This window comes from Streptomyces sp. CB00455 (assembly GCF_001905445.1).
GTDB lineage: Bacteria > Actinomycetota > Actinomycetes > Streptomycetales > Streptomycetaceae > Streptomyces.
The window spans coordinates 929,554-949,401 of sequence record NZ_LIVQ01000003.1 but is presented as its reverse complement, the minus strand read 5'-3'; the positions used below and the strand labels follow the sequence as shown (position 1 = coordinate 949,401).

Below are 19,848 nucleotides of genomic sequence, written 5' to 3'. Positions count from 1 at the left end.
GCCCCGCGCCGGTCCGGCGTCAGGAGCCGGACGGGGTGGGGGAGCCGGTGGACGTGGGGGAGCCGGTGGGGGTCGGGATCTCCACAACCACTCCGTCCCGCGACGACCTGCGGGCCGCCTCCAGCACGTCGAGGCACTGGGCCGCCTCGTACGCCGTGACCGGCGCGGGCCCGCCCTCGCGCAGCGCGGCCGCCACGGCCGCGTAGTACGCCGGGTAGTCACCCGGCAGCGTCGGCACCGGCATGCCGCCGCCGGTCAGCGGGGACTCGCCGGCCCCCAGTCGGCCCCAGCAGTGCTCGGGCTCCACGCCCCACGGGGCGTCCTTGCCCGGCCGCAGTCCCTCGCGCAGGGCGCCCTCCTGCGGATCGAGGCCGTACTTCACGTAGCCGGCCCGGGAGCCCAGGACGCGCAGGCGCGGGCCGAGCTGGGCGGTGGTGGCGCTGACGTAGAAGTGGGAGCGGACTCCGTTCGCGTGGGTGACGGCGATGAAGGTGTCGTCATCGGCCTCGGCGCCCGGGCGGCGCACGTCGGTCTCCGCGTAGACCCGTACCGCCGGGCCGAACAGGACGAGTGCCTGGTCCACGACGTGGCTGCCCAGGTCGTAGAGCAGCCCGCCGATCTCCTCCGGGGCGCCCGACTCGCGCCAGCCTCCCTTGAGCTGCGGGCGCCAGCGCTCGAAGCGGGACTCGAAGCGCTGGACCTCGCCGAGCTCGCCGTCCGCGAGGAGACGGCGCACGGTGAGGAAGTCGTTGTCCCAGCGGCGGTTCTGGAAGACCGACAGGAACGTCCCGGTCCGCTCGGCGAGCGCGGCCAGCTCGCGCGCCTCGGCCGCGGTGGCGGCGAGCGGCTTGTCCACGACGGCCGGGATTCCGGCCGTGAGGGCCGCGGTGGCGAGCGGGACGTGCGTCTTGTTCGGGGAGGCGATCACGACGAGGTCGAGCGCGTCCGCGCCGCCCGCCCGGTCCCACAGCTCGTCAGGGGAGGCGGCGATGCGGACGTCGGGGAACTCGGCGCGGGCCCCGGCCGCCCGTTCTGGATCGGAGGTGACGACCGTGTCGAGGACGAGCCCTTCGGTGGCCGCCACGAGGGGGGCGTGGAAGACGGAACCGGCGAGGCCGTAGCCGACGAGGCCGACGCGGAGGGCTGCGGAGCGGGGGGTGGCATTCATGGCATCCACTTTCGCAACAGCGTTGTCGAAGTGCAAGGAAGGTGGACAATGGGCGGGTGAACAGGGGAAGCGCGGATGCGGACAGGGGAACTGCGGACAGCGGTGGACGCGGTGGCAGCGGTGGCAGCGGTGGCAGCGGTGGCAGCGGTGGCAGGGGTAAGGCCGGGGGTGGTGGCCCTGGCAGCCGTGGCGGTTGCGGTGGGGGAAGCGGAGTCGGAGGCGGCCGCGGTGAAGGTCGTGGCGGAGTGAACCTGCCCGCCCTGCGCGAGTACAACGAGGCACTGTTGCTGGATCTGCTGCGCGTGGCCGGCCCGGCGGGCCTGGGCCGCAGTGATCTGGCCGCCCGAACGGGTCTTACGCCGCAGGCCGTCAGCAAGATCACGTCGCGGCTGGTGGCGGAGGGGCTGGTCGTGGACGCGGGCCGCGCGGCGTCCACCGGCGGCAAGCCGCGGACCCTGCTGCGGCTGGTGGCGGAGGCGCGGTACGCGGCCGGGGTGCACCTGGACCGCGACGAGCTCCGGGTGGTGCGGGTCGACCTGGCGGGCCGGGTCGTTGCCGAAGACGTCGGCCCGCTGGACTTCGCGGCCGCGCCGGAGGGGGTGGTGGAGACGGTCGTACGGGCGCTCGCGCGGGTCTGCGGTCCGGGCGGGCCCCGGCCCCTGGGCGTAGGGGTGGCCGCGCCGGGACCGTTGGACCACCGGACCGGGGTGATGGGCCGGGTGACGGGGGCCCCGCACTGGGAGGGCTTCCCGCTGCGGGAGGTGCTGGCGGGGCGGCTGGGCCTGCCGGTGCTGCTGGACAAGGACACGAACGCGGGCGCGGCCGCCGGATCCTCCCCGGCGGCCGCCTGGACCGCGACGCCGGCCCCGAACGCTCACCCGGGTGGGGACCCCGGCGTGGACCCGGGCGTGGACCCGGGCGTGGACCCGGGCGTGGACCCGGGCTCCGGGACGAACGGCGGCCGCGGCGGACGTACGGGCGAGCCCGGCGAGCCCGGCTCGGCGGATGCTTCCCGCCGGGGCCCATCCGGCTGCGCGGGCGCGCCCCGCCGTGGCGCAGCTACCACCCTCCCGCCGGACGACGCGACGAGCCCCACCCCCTCGCCGGACAGCGCGACGAGTCCTGCCCCCTATCCGGACAGCGCAGTTAACTCCGGCACGTCGCCGGACACCGCGATGAGCCCCGGCACCTCGCCGGACGGCGCCCCGGACGTCCGTGCGGGCTCAAACCCCGGCCCCTTTACGGACCTGGGCCCGGACACCCGGGCGGGCTCGGGCCCGCATCCCGCCACCGCCACCGCCACCGCCATGGCCCCTGGCACCCAGGCAGCTTCAAGCCCCGATCCGTCGGTGGGTGACACCCCCGACGCCCGGGCGGGTTCAGCCCCCGGACTCGGCACCTCCGTGGCCCCGGGACCGGACGCCAGGGCGGGTTCAGGGGGCGGCTTCGGTGCGGGCTCCGGCGGTGGGGCCGGTTCGGGGGTGGGCAGTGGATTCGGCTCGGGGGCCGGGTTCGGCTTCGCAGGGCGGGGTGGGGCTTCCGTGTACCTGCACGTCGGTACCGGGCTCGGAGCCGGGCTGCTGTTGAACGGGGAGGTCCACCGGGGTGCCCGTTCCGGGGCGGGGGAGTTCGGTCACCAGGTGCTCAGTCTGGACGGCCCCCCGTGCCGCTGCGGGGCTCGCGGTTGCGCGGAGGTGCTCTGCCTGGCGGCGGTGGCCCGCGGCGACCTCCCCGAGGCGGCGCGCATCCTCGGTCAGGGCGCGGCCAACCTGGCCGCGCTCCTGGACGTGGACCACGTCCTGCTGGGCGGCCGCATCGTGGCCTCGGCCCCGGAGGTCTTCGTGGCCGGAGTCAGGGCCGTCCTGGAGGCCCGCGCGCTGACCCCGGTCGCGCCCGAGGTCGGCCTCGCCGTCACCGGCGTCGCCGAGGGCGCGGCCGAACTGGTCCTCGCCCCCTTCTTCGGCCGGCCCTAGGTGGGGCGATCCGTACCCCCGCCCGACCGCCACCGCGACTGCGACTGCGACCGCCACTGCGACCGCCACTGCGACCGCCACTGCGACTGCGACTGCGACTGCGACTGCGACCGCCACCGTGACCCGCCGCCGCCGACTGCGACCGTCACCGTGACCCGCCGCCGCCGCCGCCGACTGCGACCGCCATCGCGGCCGCGACCCGCCGCCGCCCGGCCCCGCCCCACCCCCGGCTGCGCGTTTTGACCCGTCCGCCGATCGGGCGTAAACCGGAACGGCCCGAGCGTGGTGCGCGGTCCTCGACGTGGTGCGTGGGAGGGTGCGAGCAGGACCGGGGTGATTGTCACCTCGTCCGACCATCATTCCGTCCGGCGAGCAGCGAAGGTCTTCCATGCGACTGCGCAAAGCCCTTGCCCTCACCGCCGTACTCTCCGCGGCCCTGGCCGTCACCACCGCGCCCACCGCGACCGCGGACGTCGGTACGGGCGGCGGCGCCCGGCCCGCGCCCGCGCTGCCGTCGCGCGCGGAGGCCTCCTGCGGCGACGGGAAGAGCAACGCCTTCCCCATCGGGGCCCGGATCCGCGGCGGCCCGGCCGTGTACCGCACGGGCGGTGACCCGCAGACCTGGTACCTGGACCTGACCAACACCACCGGCTCCGTGTGCACCGCCATCCACCCGGTGGTCGTCCTCACCGACAAGGCCCGCGCCCTGCGCCCCGCCCACCTGCGCATGGAGTTCGGCGCTCCCGGCGGCACCCTCCCCGTCAGCCTGGAGCGAAGCGACCGGGACGAGATCATCGCGATCTTCGACGGTGGGGGTGACTTCCCCGGCTTCACCGTCGCCGCCGGCGGGTCGCTGACCGTCAAGGTCGGCCTCGCCTTCGCTCCCGAAGCCCCCACGGGTGAGGTCGTCGCCGACGCGGCCCTGGTCCAGCGCAAGGGCGACGACGGCGACTGGATCGGCGAGGCCGGCGGCTACCGGTTCTCCGTCGAGGGCCCGGAGGAGCCCGTGGAAGCGGGCTCCCTCGCCCATACCGGACCGCGCGACCGGGGGGCGTACGGGACGGGCGCCGTGGCCGCCCTCGCCGCCGGCGGCGGCCTCCTCCTGGGCGCGCGGCGGCTGCGCGCGACCCACGGCCGCGCCCCGGCCACCGACGCCTGACCACGCCGGGCGCTGACCGTGCCGGCGCTTGACTCCGCCGGGCGCTGATCGCGCCTGCGGCCGCGCTCGACTGCGCCGGACCTGACACCGCGCCTGTGTCTACCCGCGCCGGGGCCTGACCGTGCCTGCGCTTGACTGCCCCGACGCTTGATGTGCGGGGGTCCTGACCGTGGCTCGCCCTGACCGCGGCCGCGCTGGACTGCGCCTGGCCCTGACGGCGCCTGGCTCGGACTGCGCCGGACCTGACACCGCGCCTGTGTCTACCCGCGCCGGGGCCTGACCGTGCCTGCGCTTGACTGCGCCGACGCTTGATGTGCCGGGGTCCTGACCGTGGCTGGCCCTGACCGAGGCCGCGCTGGACTGCGCCTGGCCCTGACGGCGCCTGGCCCTACCCGCGCCGGGGTCTACCCGCGTCCGCGTCCGACCGGGCCTGCGTCCGACCGGGCCGACGCTCGACCCGGCCTGCGCCCGACCCGGCCTGGCCCTGACCACGTCGACGCTCGACCGCGACTGTGCCCACCCGTGTCGGGGCCGGACCGCGTCCGCGCCTACCCGCGCCTGGCCCCACCCGCGCCTGGCCCCGACTGCGCCTGCACCCGACCGGGCCTGCCCCTAACCACGCCGACGCCCGACCGGGCCTGCGGTCGGCCGCGCCTGCACCCGACCGGGCCTCCCCTGACCGCGTCTGCGCCCGCCCGTCGACGCCACCCCACCCCGGACCTCCCTCCCCCAGTCCGGACCCACTTGGGGCCCCGCAGACCGACCCCGCCCCCGCACGTGGCAGCCCCGCCCCCGCGCCCGCACGTGGCAGCCCCCACTCCGCTCCTGTGTGCCGCCGGCCCCTGCCCCGCTGCCGCGCGCGGCAGCGCCCCGCGCCCCGCCCGTGCGGCCCCGCACGACCGGAAGGTCCTGGTCGCCCCCGACCACGAAACGCGGCCCGTCCTGTGCCCGAACTTCCGCACCCACGTGAAAGAGACGGGCATCCGGTGAAGCGCAGGGCTTCACACACAGCGTGCCCGCGGGCTCACCGCGGACAACTACACGACGGGTACCGGCGGCATCACCGGACGGGCCGGAAGCGACGTGTCGACCGGCGAGTTGTGGAGCCGCGTCGCACAACCAGTGGCATGAACTGAACGTCCGCTCCCGTGACGCCTTCGCCTTCGCCAGGCCCTCGCCTTCGCCAGGCCGTCGCCGTCGTCTTTGCCGTCGCCCGCGCCGGGCCGTCGCCGTCGCCGACTCCGACGAGTGGGACGACAAGACACCCCCACCGGCAGCTGCTGCAACTCCTGCAACGCCACCCCGGTCACCCCCAAGTGGCCGTTCACCGACGCCTCCACGAGGAGCCAGGTGGGCTTCCGCTACAGCGGCGCCGGCCACCGGTACTGGACGGCAGGCGACGGCCGCCCGGGCCGGCCCGGGCCCGCGCGCGTCCGGGCTGTGGACGGGTAAAGCGTCCGCAGCCCGGCCCCGTTAGGGTGGTGGAGACCAGAAGTCACAGGTCACAGGCCACCGAGAGCGGAGAACAGTCCAGTGGCAGAGCGCAAGCCGATCGAATCCTGGCTCACCGACATGGACGGCGTCCTCATCCACGAGGGCACCCCGATCCCCGGCGCCGATGCCTTCATCAAGCGGCTGCGCGACTCCGGCAAGCCCTTCCTGGTGCTGACCAACAACTCCATCTACACCCCGCGCGACCTCCAGGCCCGGCTCAGCCGCATGGGACTGCACGTCCCCGTCGAGAACATCTGGACCTCCGCGCTGGCCACCGCGAAGTTCCTCGACGACCAGCGCCCGGGCGGGACCGCCTACGTCATCGGCGAGGCCGGTCTCACCACCGCCCTGCACGACATCGGCTACATCCTGACCGACCACGAGCCGGACTACGTGGTCCTGGGCGAGACCCGTACCTACAGCTTCGAGGCCATGACGAAGGCGGTCCGCCTGATCAACGCCGGCGCCCGCTTCATCTGCACCAACCCGGACGAGACCGGCCCCTCCACCGAGGGCCCGCTCCCCGCGACCGGCGCGGTCGCCGCGCTGATCACCAAGGCGACCGGCAAGCAGCCGTACTTCGCGGGCAAGCCCAACCCGCTGATGATGCGCACCGGCCTCAACGCCATCGGCGCGCACTCCGAGACCAGCGCGATGATCGGCGACCGTATGGACACCGACGTGCTCGCCGGTCTGGAGGCGGGCATGCAGACCTTCCTCGTCCTCACCGGCCTGACGACGGCCCAGGACACCGAGAAGTACCCCTACCGGCCCACCAAGACGGTCGATTCGATCGCCGATCTGGTGGACCTCGTCTAGCGCATTCGGCTGACACGCACGTCTAGCGCGCACGGCTGACGCGCACGTCTAGCGCGCACGGCTGACACGTACGGCGCCGCTCCGGATGCGGAGCGGCGCACCGCGCGTGAATCTCTGTGGTGAGGAGGTTCACCATGCGCAGTGTTCAGATCGCTGTCCGCGTCGTCGGGGTGGCCGTCGCCCTGACGGCATTCTCCGCAGTGACCGCGCCCACCGCCCTCGCGGGCGAAGAGGACCGTGGCGGTCACGGCGACCGCGGCAGCGTCTCGGTCGATCCGAACCCGGCCCACCCGGGAGCGCAGGTAAAGCTGCGCGTCCACGGATGCGACGGCACCAGGGGTTCGGCCAAGTCCTCCGTCTTCGTGGCGGACGCCGACCTGTACGGCCGCGACGGCGGCCGCAGCCCGCTCTACGGCGAGGCCATGATCAGCTCGCACGCCCAGCCCGGCTGGCACTCGGTCCGCGTGACCTGCGACGGACACGACAAGGTCAGCGGCTCCATCGAGGTCGGCCGCCACCAGCCCTCGCACCACCCCTCGCCGGTCTGGCCGGTCCACGCGGGCGGCGGCGGCATGGCATCCGAGCTCGCCGCGAAGTCGGAGCTCGCCGCGAAGTCGGAGCTCGCCGCGAAGTCAGACCTGGCCGCCAAGTCCGAACCGGCGGCGAAGTCCGAGCCGGCCGCGACGGCGAAGAAGGACCACGGCGGCGGGGGCCCGGGGCTGCCGCACACGGTGATCGGGGCGGTCCTGGCCGCCACCGCCACCCTGGCCGTCGCGGGCCGGGCGCTGACCCTGCGCCGCCGCCGCAGCGCCGAATGAGCGAGGGCAAGGTCGCCGCCGGCGGCGGGCGGCTGCTGACCTTCGCCGCCTGGTCCGTGCTGGTACTGGGCCTCTGGCTCTGGGGACGGCAGATAACCGGGGTCCCGGCCCCGCTGGCCGGTCAGGCCGGCGGAACCGTGGGCCCGGGACTGCCCGCGGCGCGCGCCCCCCTGGCGGCCGCCCTGCCCCAGCGCCTCGACGTGCCGTCCATAGGCATCCAGGCCCCGGTGGTCTCCCGGGACCTGGACGCGGACGGTGCGATCGAGGCTCCCCCGTACGACAGCCCGGGCACGGTGGGCTGGTGGGGCAAGGGCGTTCAGCCGGGTGCGGCCGGGGCGGCGCTGATGGTGGGGCACGTGGACACGAAGTCCAAGCCGGCGGTGTTCTACGGCCTGAGTTCGGCGCAGCCGGGCGACAAGGTGCGGGTGATGCGGGCGGACGGTTCGGTCGCCGAGTTCACCATCGAGGACGTACGGGTCTACGAGCGGGCGGGCTTCGACCCGCACAAGGCGTACGGCCAGCGGGTCAAGGGCCGGGCCGAGCTGCGGCTGGTGACCTGCGGCGGCTCCTATGACAAGGCGGCCAAGGAGTACACGGCGAACGTGGTGGTCTCCGCCTACCTGACGGGCACGGGAGTCCGGCAGGGAACGGCCGCGTAGGGCGGCCACCTGCGACCACGACGAAGAATCCCCCCGCAGTTTCCACTGCGGGGGGATTCTTCCGTCTGTGCGCCGCCAGGGACTCGAACCCCGGACCCGCTGATTAAGAGTCAGCTGCTCTAACCAACTGAGCTAGCGGCGCTTGGTGACAGGCAAAACTCTACCCCACCTGCGCGGGTGCTCATGACCAGCCACGCGCGCCTTGTCCGATTAACCCATGTTTGAGGGGTTTATCGTGCACGATATGTCTGGCCGTGCCGGATCTGATGCCCCGCCAGATGCGGACCCGCCTGACCAGTGGACGAGCAGGGGAGTGGACGGAACCGCATGACGATGCTGCCGCCGGCGGATGTGCAGATGCCGATGCCCGTTTTCGAGGAGTACGAGCCCGCGGGCGACTGCGCGTGCGCGGGATGCGCCCGCCACCGCTCCCTGGCCCGCACGCGGGCCATACCGCTGCGTGACGGCGGCCACCGCGCCGCACGCGGGGCCCGCCGCGCGCTGCTCCTGGCCACCGCCGCCGGCGCGGTCCTGGGCGGTGGCGGCGGAGCCGCGGTGGCCGTGACCGACGCGGTACCCGGGGCGGTGGCACTGGACCCGGTACCCGGGACGGCGGCACTGGACGACCCCGGCACCCCGCAGGGCGGACGGACCCCGCTGCACGGCCCGAAGGGCGGGCCGGTCGGCAAGCCGGGCGCGCCCGCCGCGGTGCGGCGGATCGACCGGACGACGATCATCACCCGCGCGAAGCTGTGGCTGGAGGCGAAGGTCCCGTACAGCATGTCCGAGTACTGGACGGACGGGTACCGGCAGGACTGTTCGGGCTTCGTCTCGATGGCCTGGAACCTCGGCACGAACGAGTGGACCGGCAGCCTCGACAAGTTCGCCACCAAGATCACGAAGGCCGATCTGCTCCCGGGGGACATGCTGCTCTTCCACAATCCGGCAGACCCGAGCAACGGCTCCCACGTGGTCCTCTTCGGCGGCTGGGCCGACGACACCCGGACGCACTACATCGCCTACGAGCAGACCCGGCCGACGACGCGGAGGCTGGCCACGCCCTACGGCTACTGGAGCAACGCGACCAAGTACCTGCCCTACCGGTTCAAGGGGGTCACCAGCGGGCTCCTGGGGAACGGCCCCGCGCAGGACCCGAAGCCGGGTACCTCGACGGCCTTCCCGGGGGCGAACAAGTTCGGCCCCGGCCGGACCAACGACCACGTGGCGCACCTCGGGCGGATGCTGATCGACCGCGGCGCCTACCGCTTCTACCCGAAGGGGCCCAGCCGGACCTGGTCCGAGGCCGACCGGCTGGCCACCCAGGCCTTCCAGCTGGCCCAGGGCTGGACGGGCGCGGAGGCGGACGGCATCCCGGGCGCCCACACCTGGCGCCTGCTGGTCGAGCGCCAGGGCATGGACATCCCGCCGACGGTGACGGGCGCGCCCGGACCTGGCGGGGTACGGGCCTATCCCGGGGCGTCGGTGTTCCGCCCGGGACGGTCCCACGAGGCCGTCGCCGCCCTCGCCCGCCAGCTGGTGAAGAAGGGCTTCGGCACGTACTACACAACCGGTCCGGACTCCCGGTGGGGCGAGGCGGACCGCCGCAACGTCGAGGCGTTCCAGCGCGCGCAGGGCTGGCGCGGAGCCTCGGCCGACGGGTACCCGGGCCCGGAAACCTGGCGCCGGCTGTTCGCATGACGGAGGCAACGATGTATCCCACGCGCACCACTACGACCACCGGCACCCTCCGGGTGCCCCCGGTGACCGCACCGGCCTCCGCGGCAGCCCCGGCCCCGTGCGCCACCCGCGGGGCCGCCGCGCCGCGCGAGGCGGCGGGATCCTGCGGGCGGGCCGAAGCGGGTCCGGCCGTCGCCGCGGTGGCCGAGACCGTGTCGGCGACGGGCTGGGCCGGCCCCCCGACGGCCCGCCCACGGCAGACCCGCCCCGAACCGACGCCCTGGCCGGCCGCCCCCCCGGCCCACGCCCCCGCCGAAGCGCCGGCCCAGACCCCTGCCGAAGCCCAGGCCCCGGCCCCGAGCGAAGCCCAGGCCCCGGCCCCGGCCTGGTCAGCCCGCCAGGAACCGACCCCGGCCGCCCCGGCGCCGACCGAACCCCCGGCCCACGCCCCGGCCGAAGCCCAGGCCCCGGCGCCGGCCGAAGCCCAGGCCCCGGCGCTGGCCGAAGCCCCGGCCCCGGCCCCGGCCGAACCTCAGGCCCTGGCCCCCGCCTGGTCGGGCCGCCAGGAACCGGCGCCCGCTGTCCCGGCTCCGGCCGAAGCCCCGGGCCGGCCTTCCGTCCGGTCGGCCCGACCGGAGTCGTGTGCGCCGGAGCCGGTGCACGCCGCCCCGGCGCACACGACTCCAGCGCACGCCGCAGCGCCGTCGTCCGTGGCCACGGGGGCCGAGGTGCCGGCGGCACGGGGACAGGCCGACGGTGATCCGGTGCACGCCGGTCCGGGGATCCCGCACCCGCAGGACGAGGCGGCCCACGCCGGCACGGCCACCCTGCGCTTGCGGACCGCCGACGCCGACACCGCGGGTCCGCACTCCCAGGACCCCGCCCCGCAGCCTTCCGTACGGCAGTACGAGTCCGCTCCCGCCGGGCCCCGGGCCGCGACGGGTCCGTCGGGACAGGAAGCCCGGCAGGCCGCGGCGGTCGAACCGCCACTCGCGCCCCACCCGCGGTCGACTGCCCGCCACGACTCGCTGCCCGCCGGGCCGCACGCCGTGACCGGGACGCCTGCCACGGCCGGTCCGCAGCGCGAGGGAGAACAGCACCTCACACCGCGCCCGCGGGCCGGGATCCGGTCGGCCGCCGAGCCGCGGGCCGCCACCGATGACCGGCGCCTTTCGGCAACGGGGCCGGAGGCCGTAGCCGAGCCCGAGCACCGGCAGCAGTCCAAGAGTGAGCCCGTGCAGGAGCTCCACCCCGAGCACGCGCACCGGCCCCAACCTGAGCGCCAGTCCGAGTCCCAGCAACCCGAGTACGAGTCCGAGTCCGAGCACCGGCTCGCGCACCCGCCCGAGCCCAAGCACGCGCCCCACACCGAGCACCAGCCCGAGTCTGAGCACGCGTCGCACCGCCAGCCCGAGTCCGAGCACCGGCTCGCGCACCCGCCCGAGCCCAAGCACGCGCCCCACCCCCAGCCCGAGCCCAACGCGCCCCACCCCCAGCCCGAGCCCAAGCACGCGCCCCACCCCCAGCACGAGTCCGAGCACGCGCCCCACCCCCAGCACGCACACCGGCAGCAGCCCGAGCGTCAGCCCGAGCTCGAACCTGCGCCCCAGCCCCCGCACGCGCAGCAGCCCGCGTTCCCGGCCGCGTCCGTCCCCGGGCCCGTCCCCGCGTCCGTCCCCGCGTCCGTCCCCGGGCCCGGTGGTGACGGTCCGTGCGAGGCGATCGGGGGTGATGGTCCGTGCGAGGCGGTCGGTGGTGACGGTCCGGGCGAGGCGGTCGGCGGGGCTTCGTGCTCCGGGGTGCCCGGGCCCGGTGTGGCCGAGATCGTCGCCCAGGCCGTGGCGCGAGGACTGGAGGACGACAGTCAGGACATCCCCCGCGTCGGTCCGCCCCGGGGCGGCGCCGTCACCGAGGTGCCCGCCGACCTGCCCTTCCCCGGCGAGCCGCACCGCACGTCCCGGCCGGACGCCCCCGCGCCCGCCACCCCGCCCCGGCCCGCCACCCCGCCCCGGCCCGTCTCCCCGCCCGCCCGGCGGCCGGCCCCACGGCCCGCCCCCGGCCGTCGGGTCCCTCGGGGCGACGAACGGCTGCGGGAGCACCGCGGCCCCGTCCTGCCCGGCTGGGCCGGCGTCGGCATCGGCGGTCTCGCCCTCGCCGGCTGCGCCGCCGTCCTCTGGCGGGCCGGGGTCGTCCCGCCCGTGGTCGTGGCCGCCTTCGGCGCGAGTCCCCGCGCCTACCACGGATTGCGCGCCACCCACTGGCCCCCGCTGGCCTTCCTCGGCATCGTCGCCCTCCTCGCCCTCGGCGGCCTCGGCCGCTCCCGCGCCGGCCACGCCTGGGTGCTCACCCTCTTCGGCCGTTACCGCGGCACGGTCCGGCGGACCGGCCTCACCTGGGTCAGCCCGCTCCTGCTGCGCCGCCGGGTCGACGTACGGCTGCGCCACTGGCGCAGCGAGCCCATGCCCGCCGTGGACTCCGGCGGGCTCGCCCTCCAGGTCGTCGTCCAGGTCGTCTGGCAGGTCAAGGACACCGCCCGGGCCGCCCTCGCCGTCGAGGACCACGTGGAGTACCTCGCGGAGCAGGTCGAATCCGCCATGGCCCGCGTCCTGTCGCAGCTGCCCGCCGACGCCTTCCACGAGGACGCCCCGACCCTGCGCGACGCCGAGGCCGTCGGCGACGCGCTGACCCGGATGCTCGCGGCGGAGACGGAGGCCGTCGGGATCGAGGTCTTCTCCGCCCAGCCCACCCGGATCGAGTACGCGGCCGAGGTGGCCGAGGCCATGCGCCGCCGCCGGGTCGCGGCGATCGACGCCCAGCACCGGGACATGGTGCTGACCTCGGTGGTGGACGCCGTGGACGACACCGTCCACCGGCTGACCTCACGGGGTCTCGTCGAGCTCGACGACTACGAGCGCAAGGCCCTGGTGAAGGACCTCACGGTCGCCTTCTACACGGGACGCTCCGAGTAGGGCGGACGGTGACGGGAGAACGGTGACAGGGGAACGGTGACAGGGGAACGGGTGGCCGGTACCGACCGGACCACCCGTTCCCTCTTTGGTCTGGACATGGCCAACTCTCGTCAATAATCTGGGAGTTGGTCTAGACCTGAAAACCGCCCCATCGTTCCCGCGCGTCACCACGCACCATTCCCGCGCGTCATTCCCCCGCGTGCGCACGCTCTCACCGGACTTCCCCCCACGTTCAAGGAGCACCATGCGTAACCCCCGCATGCCCGGACGGGCCGGCGCCGCCGCGCTCGGCCTCGGCCTCGTCGCCGCGATCACCCTCCTCAGCGCCCCGAGCGCCAGCAGCCACGGCTACACCGACACCCCCATCAGCCGCCAGAAGCTCTGTGCCAACAAGACCGTCTCCGACTGCGGTCAGATCCAGTGGGAACCGCAGAGCGTCGAGGGCCTCAAGGGGTTCCCGGCCGCCGGCCCCGCCGACGGCCGGATCTGCGCGGGCGGGAACACCCAGTTCGCCGAACTCGACAACCCCCGCGGCGGCGCCTGGCCCGCCACCAAGGTGACCAGCGGCCAGAGCTACTCCTTCCGCTGGCAGTTCACCGCCAACCACTCCACCACCGACTTCAGGTACTACGTCACCAAGAACGGCTGGGACCCCACCAAGCCGCTCACCCGCGCCTCCCTGGAATCCCAGCCCTTCCTCACCGTCGCCTACAACGGCGCCCGCCCCGCCATGACCACCGTCCACCAGGGCACCATGCCGAGCGGCAAGTCGGGCCGCCACCTGATCCTGGCCGTCTGGACGGTCAACGACACGGCCAACGCCTTCTACGCCTGCTCGGACGTTCAGTTCTGACGTAACGTCAGCTAGCCTCCGGCGGCATGCGGACGACGACTGCACCCCGGACCGTCGCGGAGCTCGTGGCGCGCCGGTGGGGCGACCACCGGCCAGGGCTGATGTACGAGGGCGCGCAGGACGCCGCGCGCACCGCCATCAGCCACCACCGGACCGCCCGGGAGGCCGCCGCACGCGCGGCGCTCCTCGTCGACCTCATGCCCCCGGGGGCCGAGCCGCACCTCGGGGTGCTGCTCGACAACACCCCCGAGTTCCCCTTCTGGCTCGGCGCGGCGGCCCTCGCCGGGGCCGCCGTCGCCGGGATCAACCCGACCCGCCGCGGCCCCGAGCTCGCGCGCGACATCCTGCACACCGACTGCCGGATCCTGGTCACCGAACGCGCCCACCTGCCCCTGCTGCGCGGCCTCGGCCTGCCGGGCGTACGGATCCTGGTCACGGACACCGAGGAGTACGGGGCCCTGCTGGCGCCCTACGCCGGCGCCACCCCCGGCGAGGCGACGCTGAGCGCCCCCGGCCCGGCCTCCCGGCTGCTCCTCTACTTCACCTCCGGCTCCACCGGCGCCCCCAAGGCCGCGATCTGCACCCAGGGCCGGCTGGCGGCGGCCGCGTCCGCGCTGGCCCGCCGGTTCACCGTCACACCCGAGGACGTCCACTACGTCTGCATGCCCCTCTTCCACGGCAACGCCGTCATCGCCGACTGGCTCCCGGCGCTCGCCGGCGGGGCCGCGGTGGCGCTGCGCCGCCGCTTCTCCGCCTCCGCGTTCCTGGACGACGTACGCGCCTACCGGGCGACCTACTTCACCTACGTCGGCCGGGCGGTCCAATACTTGCTGGCCACACCGCCCCGCCCCGACGACCGCGAGCACACCCTGCGGCTCGGCTTCGGCACCGAGGCCGGCGCGGTGGACGCGGCGCGCTTCGCGCAGCGGTTCGGCGTCCGGCTGGTCGAGGGATACGGGGCCACCGAGGGGGGTGCCTCGGTCCAGCACACCCCGGACACCCCGCCGGGCGCGCTCGGCCGGGCGTCGGGAGCGGGCGCCGACCTGGCGGTGATCGACCCGGAGACCGGCCGGGAATGCCCCCCGGCCGTCCTGGACGGCCGGGGGCGCCTGCTCAACGGCGAGGAGGCGATCGGCGAGCTCGTCAACCGCGGCCCTGCCCTCTTCGAGGGGTACTGGCGCAACCCGGACGCCGAGGCGGCCCGCACGCGCGACGGCTGGTACTGGACGGGCGACCTCTTCTTCCGGGACTCATCGGGTTTCCTCTACTTCGCGGGGCGCAGTGACGACCGGCTGCGGGTCGACAGCGAGAACCTGGCGGCCGCGATGATCGAGAACATCCTTGCCCGCTGGCCGCGAGCCGCGGCGGTCGCGGTGTACGCGGTGCCGGACGAGGCGGCGGGCGACCAGGTGATGGCGGCCCTCGCCCTGCGCGAGGGCGCGGCCTTCGACCCGCAGGCGTTCGCCGCGTTCCTGGCCGCCCAGCCGGACCTGGGCACGAAGATGTCCCCCCGCTACGTCCGGCTGGTTCCCGCCATGCCGGTCACGGCCACCAACAAGGTCCACCGGGTCGCCCTGCGCCGCGCCGGCTTCCGCTGCCCGGACCCGGTCTGGTGGCGGCCCCCCGGCGGGGACTACCGCCGACTGGACGGGCCGGCCCTGTCCGCGATCCTCGCCGCGTACGAGGCCCACGGCCGGTCGGACCTCGTGGCAGGCTGACGGCAGGCCCACCCCGGGTCCGGCGCACACCCGCCCGTGAGACCGGCCGCACACCGGCCGATGGGACGGCCGCACCGGCCAGCGGCCCGCCCGAGCACCGGCCGCGCACCGGCCAGCAGACCGCCCGCGCACCGGCCCGGAGGACCGCTGGGGGCCGCCCCGCGGGCGCCGAGGGCGATGGTTTTGAGCACCCCTGGGGACCGGGTAGTATTTTCTCTGTCAGCAGGCGCCGCTAGCTCAGTTGGTTAGAGCAGCTGACTCTTAATCAGCGGGTCCGGGGTTCGAGTCCCTGGCGGCGCACCTGTCCTTCGGGCGGTTTCCGGTTCACCGGGAACCGCCCGAAGTGTTTTCCGGGCCCCCTCCCACCCCGCCGCTCAGAGCGTGAGCGACAGCAGCAGCGGCGCCGCCTTGCGGTTCAGGGCGTCCGCCGCGGCCCGCAGCCGGTGCGCGTGCTCGACCGGCATCGACAGCGCCAGGCAGCCCACCGAGGCCCCGGCCGTGATCGGCACCGCCGCACAGACGGTCCCCACGGCGTATTCCTGGAGGTCCAGCACGGGCACCGTGGCCGGCTGGGCGTCCAGCTTGGAGAAGAGGACCCGTTCGTTCACGATCGTCTTCGACGTGAGCCGCGCGATCTTGTGGCGGGACAGGTGGTCGCGCCGCCCGTTCTGGTCGAGCTGGGTCAGTAGGCACTTGCCCACCGCGCTCGCGTGGGCGGCGGAGCGGAAGTCGACCCACTCGTGGACCTTCGGAGTGCGCGGACTGTCCGCGAACTGCGTGATCCGGACCTCGCCGTCCACGTACCGGCTGATGTAGACGGCCGCCCCCACCGAATCCCGGAGCCGGTCCAAGGTCTCCTGGAGCTTGTCCGTCAGGGCCTGCTGGCGGTCGATGCCGGAGCCGAGCAGGACGAGGGAATCACCTATGGCGTAGGCGCCGTCGGACACCTGCAGGACGTATCCCTCCCGGCGCAGCATGAGCAGCATCGGGGCGAGATGAGCTGCGGGCAGGCCTGTCTCACGTGCGATCTGCACGTCGGTCACGCCGCCGGCGTGCCGGGCGATCGTTTCGAGTACGCGCAGGGCGTACTGCACCGAATGGAACGGCGCGGTCGGCTCGGGCTTCAGCGCCACGGTTTTCCCCCTACCAGGTTGTTACCGCTTGCCTCACCACGATAGCCATCAAGGGGCCCGCGTGGAGCGCCTGTTGAGGAGATTGATGGCTCAATCATATCGTTCTGCCAGGGCCTACGCCCTTGGCATATGCCACAGTCATGTCCGCCCTCTCGGGGGTGTGCCGGGAATGCCCGGGCGTCGCGGACGGTTCGAATTCTTCGTACGGACGTCGTACGCAGGTCGTACGAACGCGGAACCGAGACGGGAGCGACGATGAGTGACACCGGGGACGAGCGTCGGCAGGCGGCGGGCCGGGCCGGCGGGGGGAGCGGGATCCGCGGCTCCGCCCGGGGCCGGGCGCCCGTACCGCTCTCGGTCCTGGACCTCGTCACCGTCGGCGCCGGCAGCACCGCCCACGCCGCGCTGCGCACCAGTGTGGACATCGCCCGGCTCGCCGAGGCCCGGGGCTACCACCGCCACTGGGTCGCCGAGCACCACTCCATGCCCGGCGTCGCCAGCTCCTCGCCCGCCGTGATCCTGGCCCACCTCGCCGCGCACACCTCTCGCATCCGGCTCGGCTCGGGCGGGGTCATGCTGCCCAACCACGCCCCGCTCGCGGTCGCCGAGCAGTTCGGCACCCTGGAGGCGCTGGCGCCGGGGCGCATCGACCTCGGACTGGGCCGGGCCCCCGGCACCGACGGACGCACCGCCGCCGCCCTGCGCGGGTCCGGGCGCCTCGACGAATCCGCCGAGGACTTCCCCCGGCAGCTCGTGGAGCTCACCCGCTTCCTCGACGACGACTTCCCCGACGGGCACCCGTACTCCCGCGTGCACGCCGTACCCGGCCCGGTGCAGGGGTCCGTCGGGCGACCGCCCCTGTGGCTGCTCGGCTCCTCCGGCTTCAGTGCCCGCCTCGCCGGCGAGCTGGGCCTGCCCTTCGCCTACGCCCACCACTTCTCGGCGGCCGGCACCCTGCCCGCGCTCGACCTCTACCGGCAGAGCTTCCGGCCCTCGGCCGTCCTGGACGCGCCGTACGCCGTCATCGGGGTCGCGGCGCTGGCCGCCGACACCGCCGGGGAGGCCCGCGCGCAGGTGCTCACCGGTGCGCTGTCGATGCTGCGGCTGCGCAGCGGGCGGCCGGGGCTGGTCCCGACGCCGCAGGAGGCGGCGGCGTACCCGTTCTCCCCGATGGAGCGGGAGTTCGTGGACGGCTGGCTCGCCAACATCGTCCACGGCACGGCCGACGAGGTCCGCGCGGGGCTCGACGACCTGGCCGGGCGCACGGGCGCGGACGAGCTGATGCTGACCGCCAACGCCCACAGCGGGACGGCCCGGTTGCGCTCCTACGGCCTCGTCGCAGATGCGTACGGCATGCCCGTGGATGGTGCGGACCACTCCTGAACCAAGGAGAACGGGGTTTGGCTGGTTTGTTGCCGAAACCTTGCCGGAGCATGTCCTAAGGGACCCTTAAACCGCTCGTCACCCGGGGTGGCGAGCGGTTTTTGATGTGCGTCCAGGTCTCTGACGAGCACATTTGTCCGCGCGGTGGTCTAGTCCTTCTTTGGTCCAAACCATTGACTGGGGTGTGGAGTGATCGCTATCACTTCTCCCAAGTGAAGCTGTCGCCCAGCCCTCCCACCCCCCGGAGCCGGTTCATGCACATCCGTAAACCCCTCGTCGCGGCCGCCGCCACGGCCGCGCTGGCAGCCGGAGCGCTCGCCTCCTTCGCGGGGCTCGGCACCGCCTCGGCGGCCGACGCCTCGTCCACCGCTTCGGCCGGCGGTGTCCGCATCGCCTACTACGACCAGTGGAGCGTGTACGGGAGCGCTTTCTACCCCAAGCACCTCGACACGCGTGGCATAGCGGGCAAGCTGGACGTCATCAACTACTCGTTCGGCAACATCCACCCCACCAACCTCACCTGCTTCGAGGCGAACAAGGCGGCGGGTGACGACAACAACCCCAATGCCGGTGACGGCGCGGGCGACTCGTACGCGGACTACCAGAAGTCCTTCAGCGCGGCGGACAGCGTCAGCGGGGTCGCCGACAAGTGGGACCAGCCGATCGTCGGCGTCTTCAACCAGTTCAAGCAGCTGAAGGCCAAGTACCCCAAGCTGAAGATCAACATCTCGATCGGCGGCTGGACGTACTCGAAGTACTTCAGCGACGCGGCGAAGACCGACGCCTCCCGCAAGAAGCTCGTCTCCTCCTGCATCGACCAGTACATCAAGGGCAACCTGCCCGTCGAGGGCGGTTACGGCGGCGCGGGCAGCGCGGCCGGCATCTTCGACGGCATCGACATCGACTGGGAGTACCCGGGCTCGGCGGGCGGCCACCTCGGCAACCACTACGCCCCCGAGGACAAGCAGAACTTCACGCTCCTGCTCAAGGAGTTCCGCACGCAGCTCGACGCCTACGGTGCGGCCAACGGCGGCAAGAAGTACCTCCTGACCTCGGCCCTCCCGGCCGGCCAGGACAAGATCAAGTACATCGAGACGGACAAGATCGGCGCGTACCTCGACTACGCGAACATCATGACGTATGACATGCACGGTGCCTGGGACGCCGACGGGCCGACCTACCACCAGTCGCCGCTGACGAACTCGCCCGCCGACCCGACCGACGCGATCGCCCCGGGCAGCGAGAAGTACAGCATCAAGAACGCCATCGACTCCTGGATCGACGGCAAGCCGGCCTACGGCATCGCGGGCGGCTTCCCCGCCGGCAAGCTGACCTTGGGCTACGAGTTCTACTACCGCGGCTGGAAGGGCGTCCCGGCCGGTCCCGCGGGCGGCCTCGCCCAGTCCGCCACCGGCCCCAGCGCCGCACGGCCCACCAGTCAGCAGCCGGGAATCGCCAACTACAAGGAGCTCGGCGGGATCGTCGACAACCCGGCGACGACCTTCTGGGACGACCAGGCCAAGGCGTCGTACTTCTACAAGGACGGCGAGTTCTTCACCGGCCTGAACCAGAAGTCCATCCAGGCCCGGGTGGACTACGGCAAGCAGCGCGGTCTGGCCGGCGCGATGATGTACTCCCTGCTCGGCCTGGACAACAACGCCACCTTGCTGAACCAGATCTCGGACGCCCTCGGCGGGGCCACGCAGCCGCCGGTCACCACGCCTCCGACCACGCCTCCGACCATTCCGCCCACGACGCCTCCGACGACGCCTCCGACGACGCCGCCGGGCACCGGCTGCGGATCGACCCCGGCGTACGTCGCGGGCACCGTCTACACCGGCGGCAGCGAGGTCTCGCACAACGGGCACAAGTGGAAGGCCCAGTGGTGGACGCAGAACGAGACGCCGGGCACCACCGGTGAGTGGGGTGTCTGGAAGGACCTCGGCGCCTGCTGATCTCCCCCCACCACGCGCCGAGCGACGCCCCGCCCCGCACCCCGCATCCCGGGTGCGGGGCGGAGGTGTG

Annotated in this window: 12 protein-coding genes, 2 tRNA genes and 3 pseudogenes; 14 read left to right on the top strand and 3 right to left on the bottom strand. The window is 74.1% G+C overall.

Annotation, left to right across the window (positions count from 1 at the left end):
• Positions 1-19: 19 nt before the first annotated feature.
• Positions 20-1,168 carry a Gfo/Idh/MocA family oxidoreductase gene (locus AMK16_RS16745; RefSeq protein WP_073915541.1) on the bottom strand — a complete coding sequence of 383 codons (1,149 nt, stop codon included), beginning with the start codon at positions 1,166-1,168 and terminating at the stop codon, positions 20-22.
• Positions 1,169-1,413: 245 nt separating this feature from the next.
• On the opposite strand from AMK16_RS16745, the pseudogene AMK16_RS35085 reads away from it, so the two are divergent.
• From AMK16_RS35085 to AMK16_RS16720, 7 genes and pseudogenes are all read left to right on the top strand, one after another.
• Positions 1,414-1,989: pseudogene (locus AMK16_RS35085) on the top strand (MarR family transcriptional regulator); the annotation flags it as partial.
• A 693-nt stretch (positions 1,990-2,682) separates the two neighbouring features.
• A pseudogene (locus AMK16_RS37240) lies at positions 2,683-3,141 on the top strand (ROK family protein); the annotation flags it as partial.
• 388 nt (positions 3,142-3,529) lie between these two features.
• Complete coding sequence (locus AMK16_RS16735) at positions 3,530-4,300, top strand: hypothetical protein (protein WP_073915536.1); 771 nt, start codon at positions 3,530-3,532, stop codon at positions 4,298-4,300.
• A 1,248-nt stretch (positions 4,301-5,548) separates the two neighbouring features.
• On the top strand, positions 5,549-5,752 hold the full coding sequence (locus AMK16_RS35780) for a hypothetical protein (RefSeq protein WP_143196823.1): 204 nt from the start codon (positions 5,549-5,551) through the stop codon (positions 5,750-5,752).
• Between the two features lie 81 nt (positions 5,753-5,833).
• The gene (locus AMK16_RS16730) at positions 5,834-6,613 is read left to right on the top strand and encodes an HAD-IIA family hydrolase (protein ID WP_073915533.1); all 780 of its coding nucleotides are present in this window, start codon (positions 5,834-5,836) and stop codon (positions 6,611-6,613) included.
• 134 nt (positions 6,614-6,747) lie between these two features.
• On the top strand, positions 6,748-7,431 hold the full coding sequence (locus AMK16_RS16725; RefSeq protein WP_199885448.1) for a hypothetical protein: 684 nt from the start codon (positions 6,748-6,750) through the stop codon (positions 7,429-7,431).
• The gene (locus tag AMK16_RS16720; protein ID WP_073915530.1) at positions 7,428-8,090 is read left to right on the top strand and encodes a class F sortase; all 663 of its coding nucleotides are present in this window, start codon (positions 7,428-7,430) and stop codon (positions 8,088-8,090) included. The genes AMK16_RS16725 and AMK16_RS16720 overlap by 4 nt, the downstream gene beginning before the upstream one ends.
• Positions 8,091-8,158: 68 nt before the next feature.
• On the opposite strand, the gene AMK16_RS16715 is transcribed toward AMK16_RS16720, so the two are convergent.
• Positions 8,159-8,232 (bottom strand) — tRNA-Lys (locus tag AMK16_RS16715).
• A gap of 215 nt (positions 8,233-8,447) precedes the next feature.
• Here AMK16_RS16715 and AMK16_RS16710 point away from each other — a divergent pair.
• The 5 genes and pseudogenes from AMK16_RS16710 to AMK16_RS16690 all read left to right on the top strand — a co-directional run bounded on the left by AMK16_RS16710 (position 8,448) and on the right by AMK16_RS16690 (position 15,607).
• Positions 8,448-9,788, top strand: coding sequence for a peptidoglycan-binding protein (locus tag AMK16_RS16710; RefSeq protein ID WP_073916218.1), 1,341 nt, complete (start codon positions 8,448-8,450; stop codon positions 9,786-9,788).
• 1,892 nt (positions 9,789-11,680) lie between these two features.
• Positions 11,681-12,736 (top strand): annotated as a pseudogene (locus AMK16_RS38525) (SPFH domain-containing protein); the annotation flags it as partial.
• Positions 12,737-12,995: 259 nt separating this feature from the next.
• On the top strand, positions 12,996-13,589 hold the full coding sequence (locus tag AMK16_RS16700; protein ID WP_073915527.1) for a lytic polysaccharide monooxygenase auxiliary activity family 9 protein: 594 nt from the start codon (positions 12,996-12,998) through the stop codon (positions 13,587-13,589).
• Positions 13,590-13,615: 26 nt separating this feature from the next.
• Entirely contained in the window at positions 13,616-15,307 is a 1,692-nt protein-coding gene (locus tag AMK16_RS16695) for an AMP-binding protein (protein ID WP_073915524.1), read from the top strand.
• A 226-nt stretch (positions 15,308-15,533) separates the two neighbouring features.
• A tRNA-Lys gene (locus AMK16_RS16690) sits at positions 15,534-15,607 on the top strand.
• Between the two features lie 74 nt (positions 15,608-15,681).
• Here the strand turns inward: AMK16_RS16690 and AMK16_RS16685 are convergent.
• Complete coding sequence (locus tag AMK16_RS16685) at positions 15,682-16,440, bottom strand: IclR family transcriptional regulator (protein ID WP_073915521.1); 759 nt, start codon at positions 16,438-16,440, stop codon at positions 15,682-15,684.
• Positions 16,441-16,695: 255 nt separating this feature from the next.
• Here AMK16_RS16685 and AMK16_RS16680 point away from each other — a divergent pair, with 255 nt between their 5' ends.
• Together AMK16_RS16680 and AMK16_RS16675 are read left to right on the top strand one after the other, a co-directional pair.
• Positions 16,696-17,823 carry an LLM class flavin-dependent oxidoreductase gene (locus AMK16_RS16680; RefSeq protein WP_073915518.1) on the top strand — a complete coding sequence of 376 codons (1,128 nt, stop codon included), beginning with the start codon at positions 16,696-16,698 and terminating at the stop codon, positions 17,821-17,823.
• A 254-nt stretch (positions 17,824-18,077) separates the two neighbouring features.
• Positions 18,078-19,778, top strand: a complete 1,701-nt coding sequence (locus AMK16_RS16675; RefSeq protein ID WP_073915516.1) for a glycosyl hydrolase family 18 protein — start codon at positions 18,078-18,080, stop codon at positions 19,776-19,778.
• The last annotated feature ends 70 nt before the right edge of the window (positions 19,779-19,848 follow it).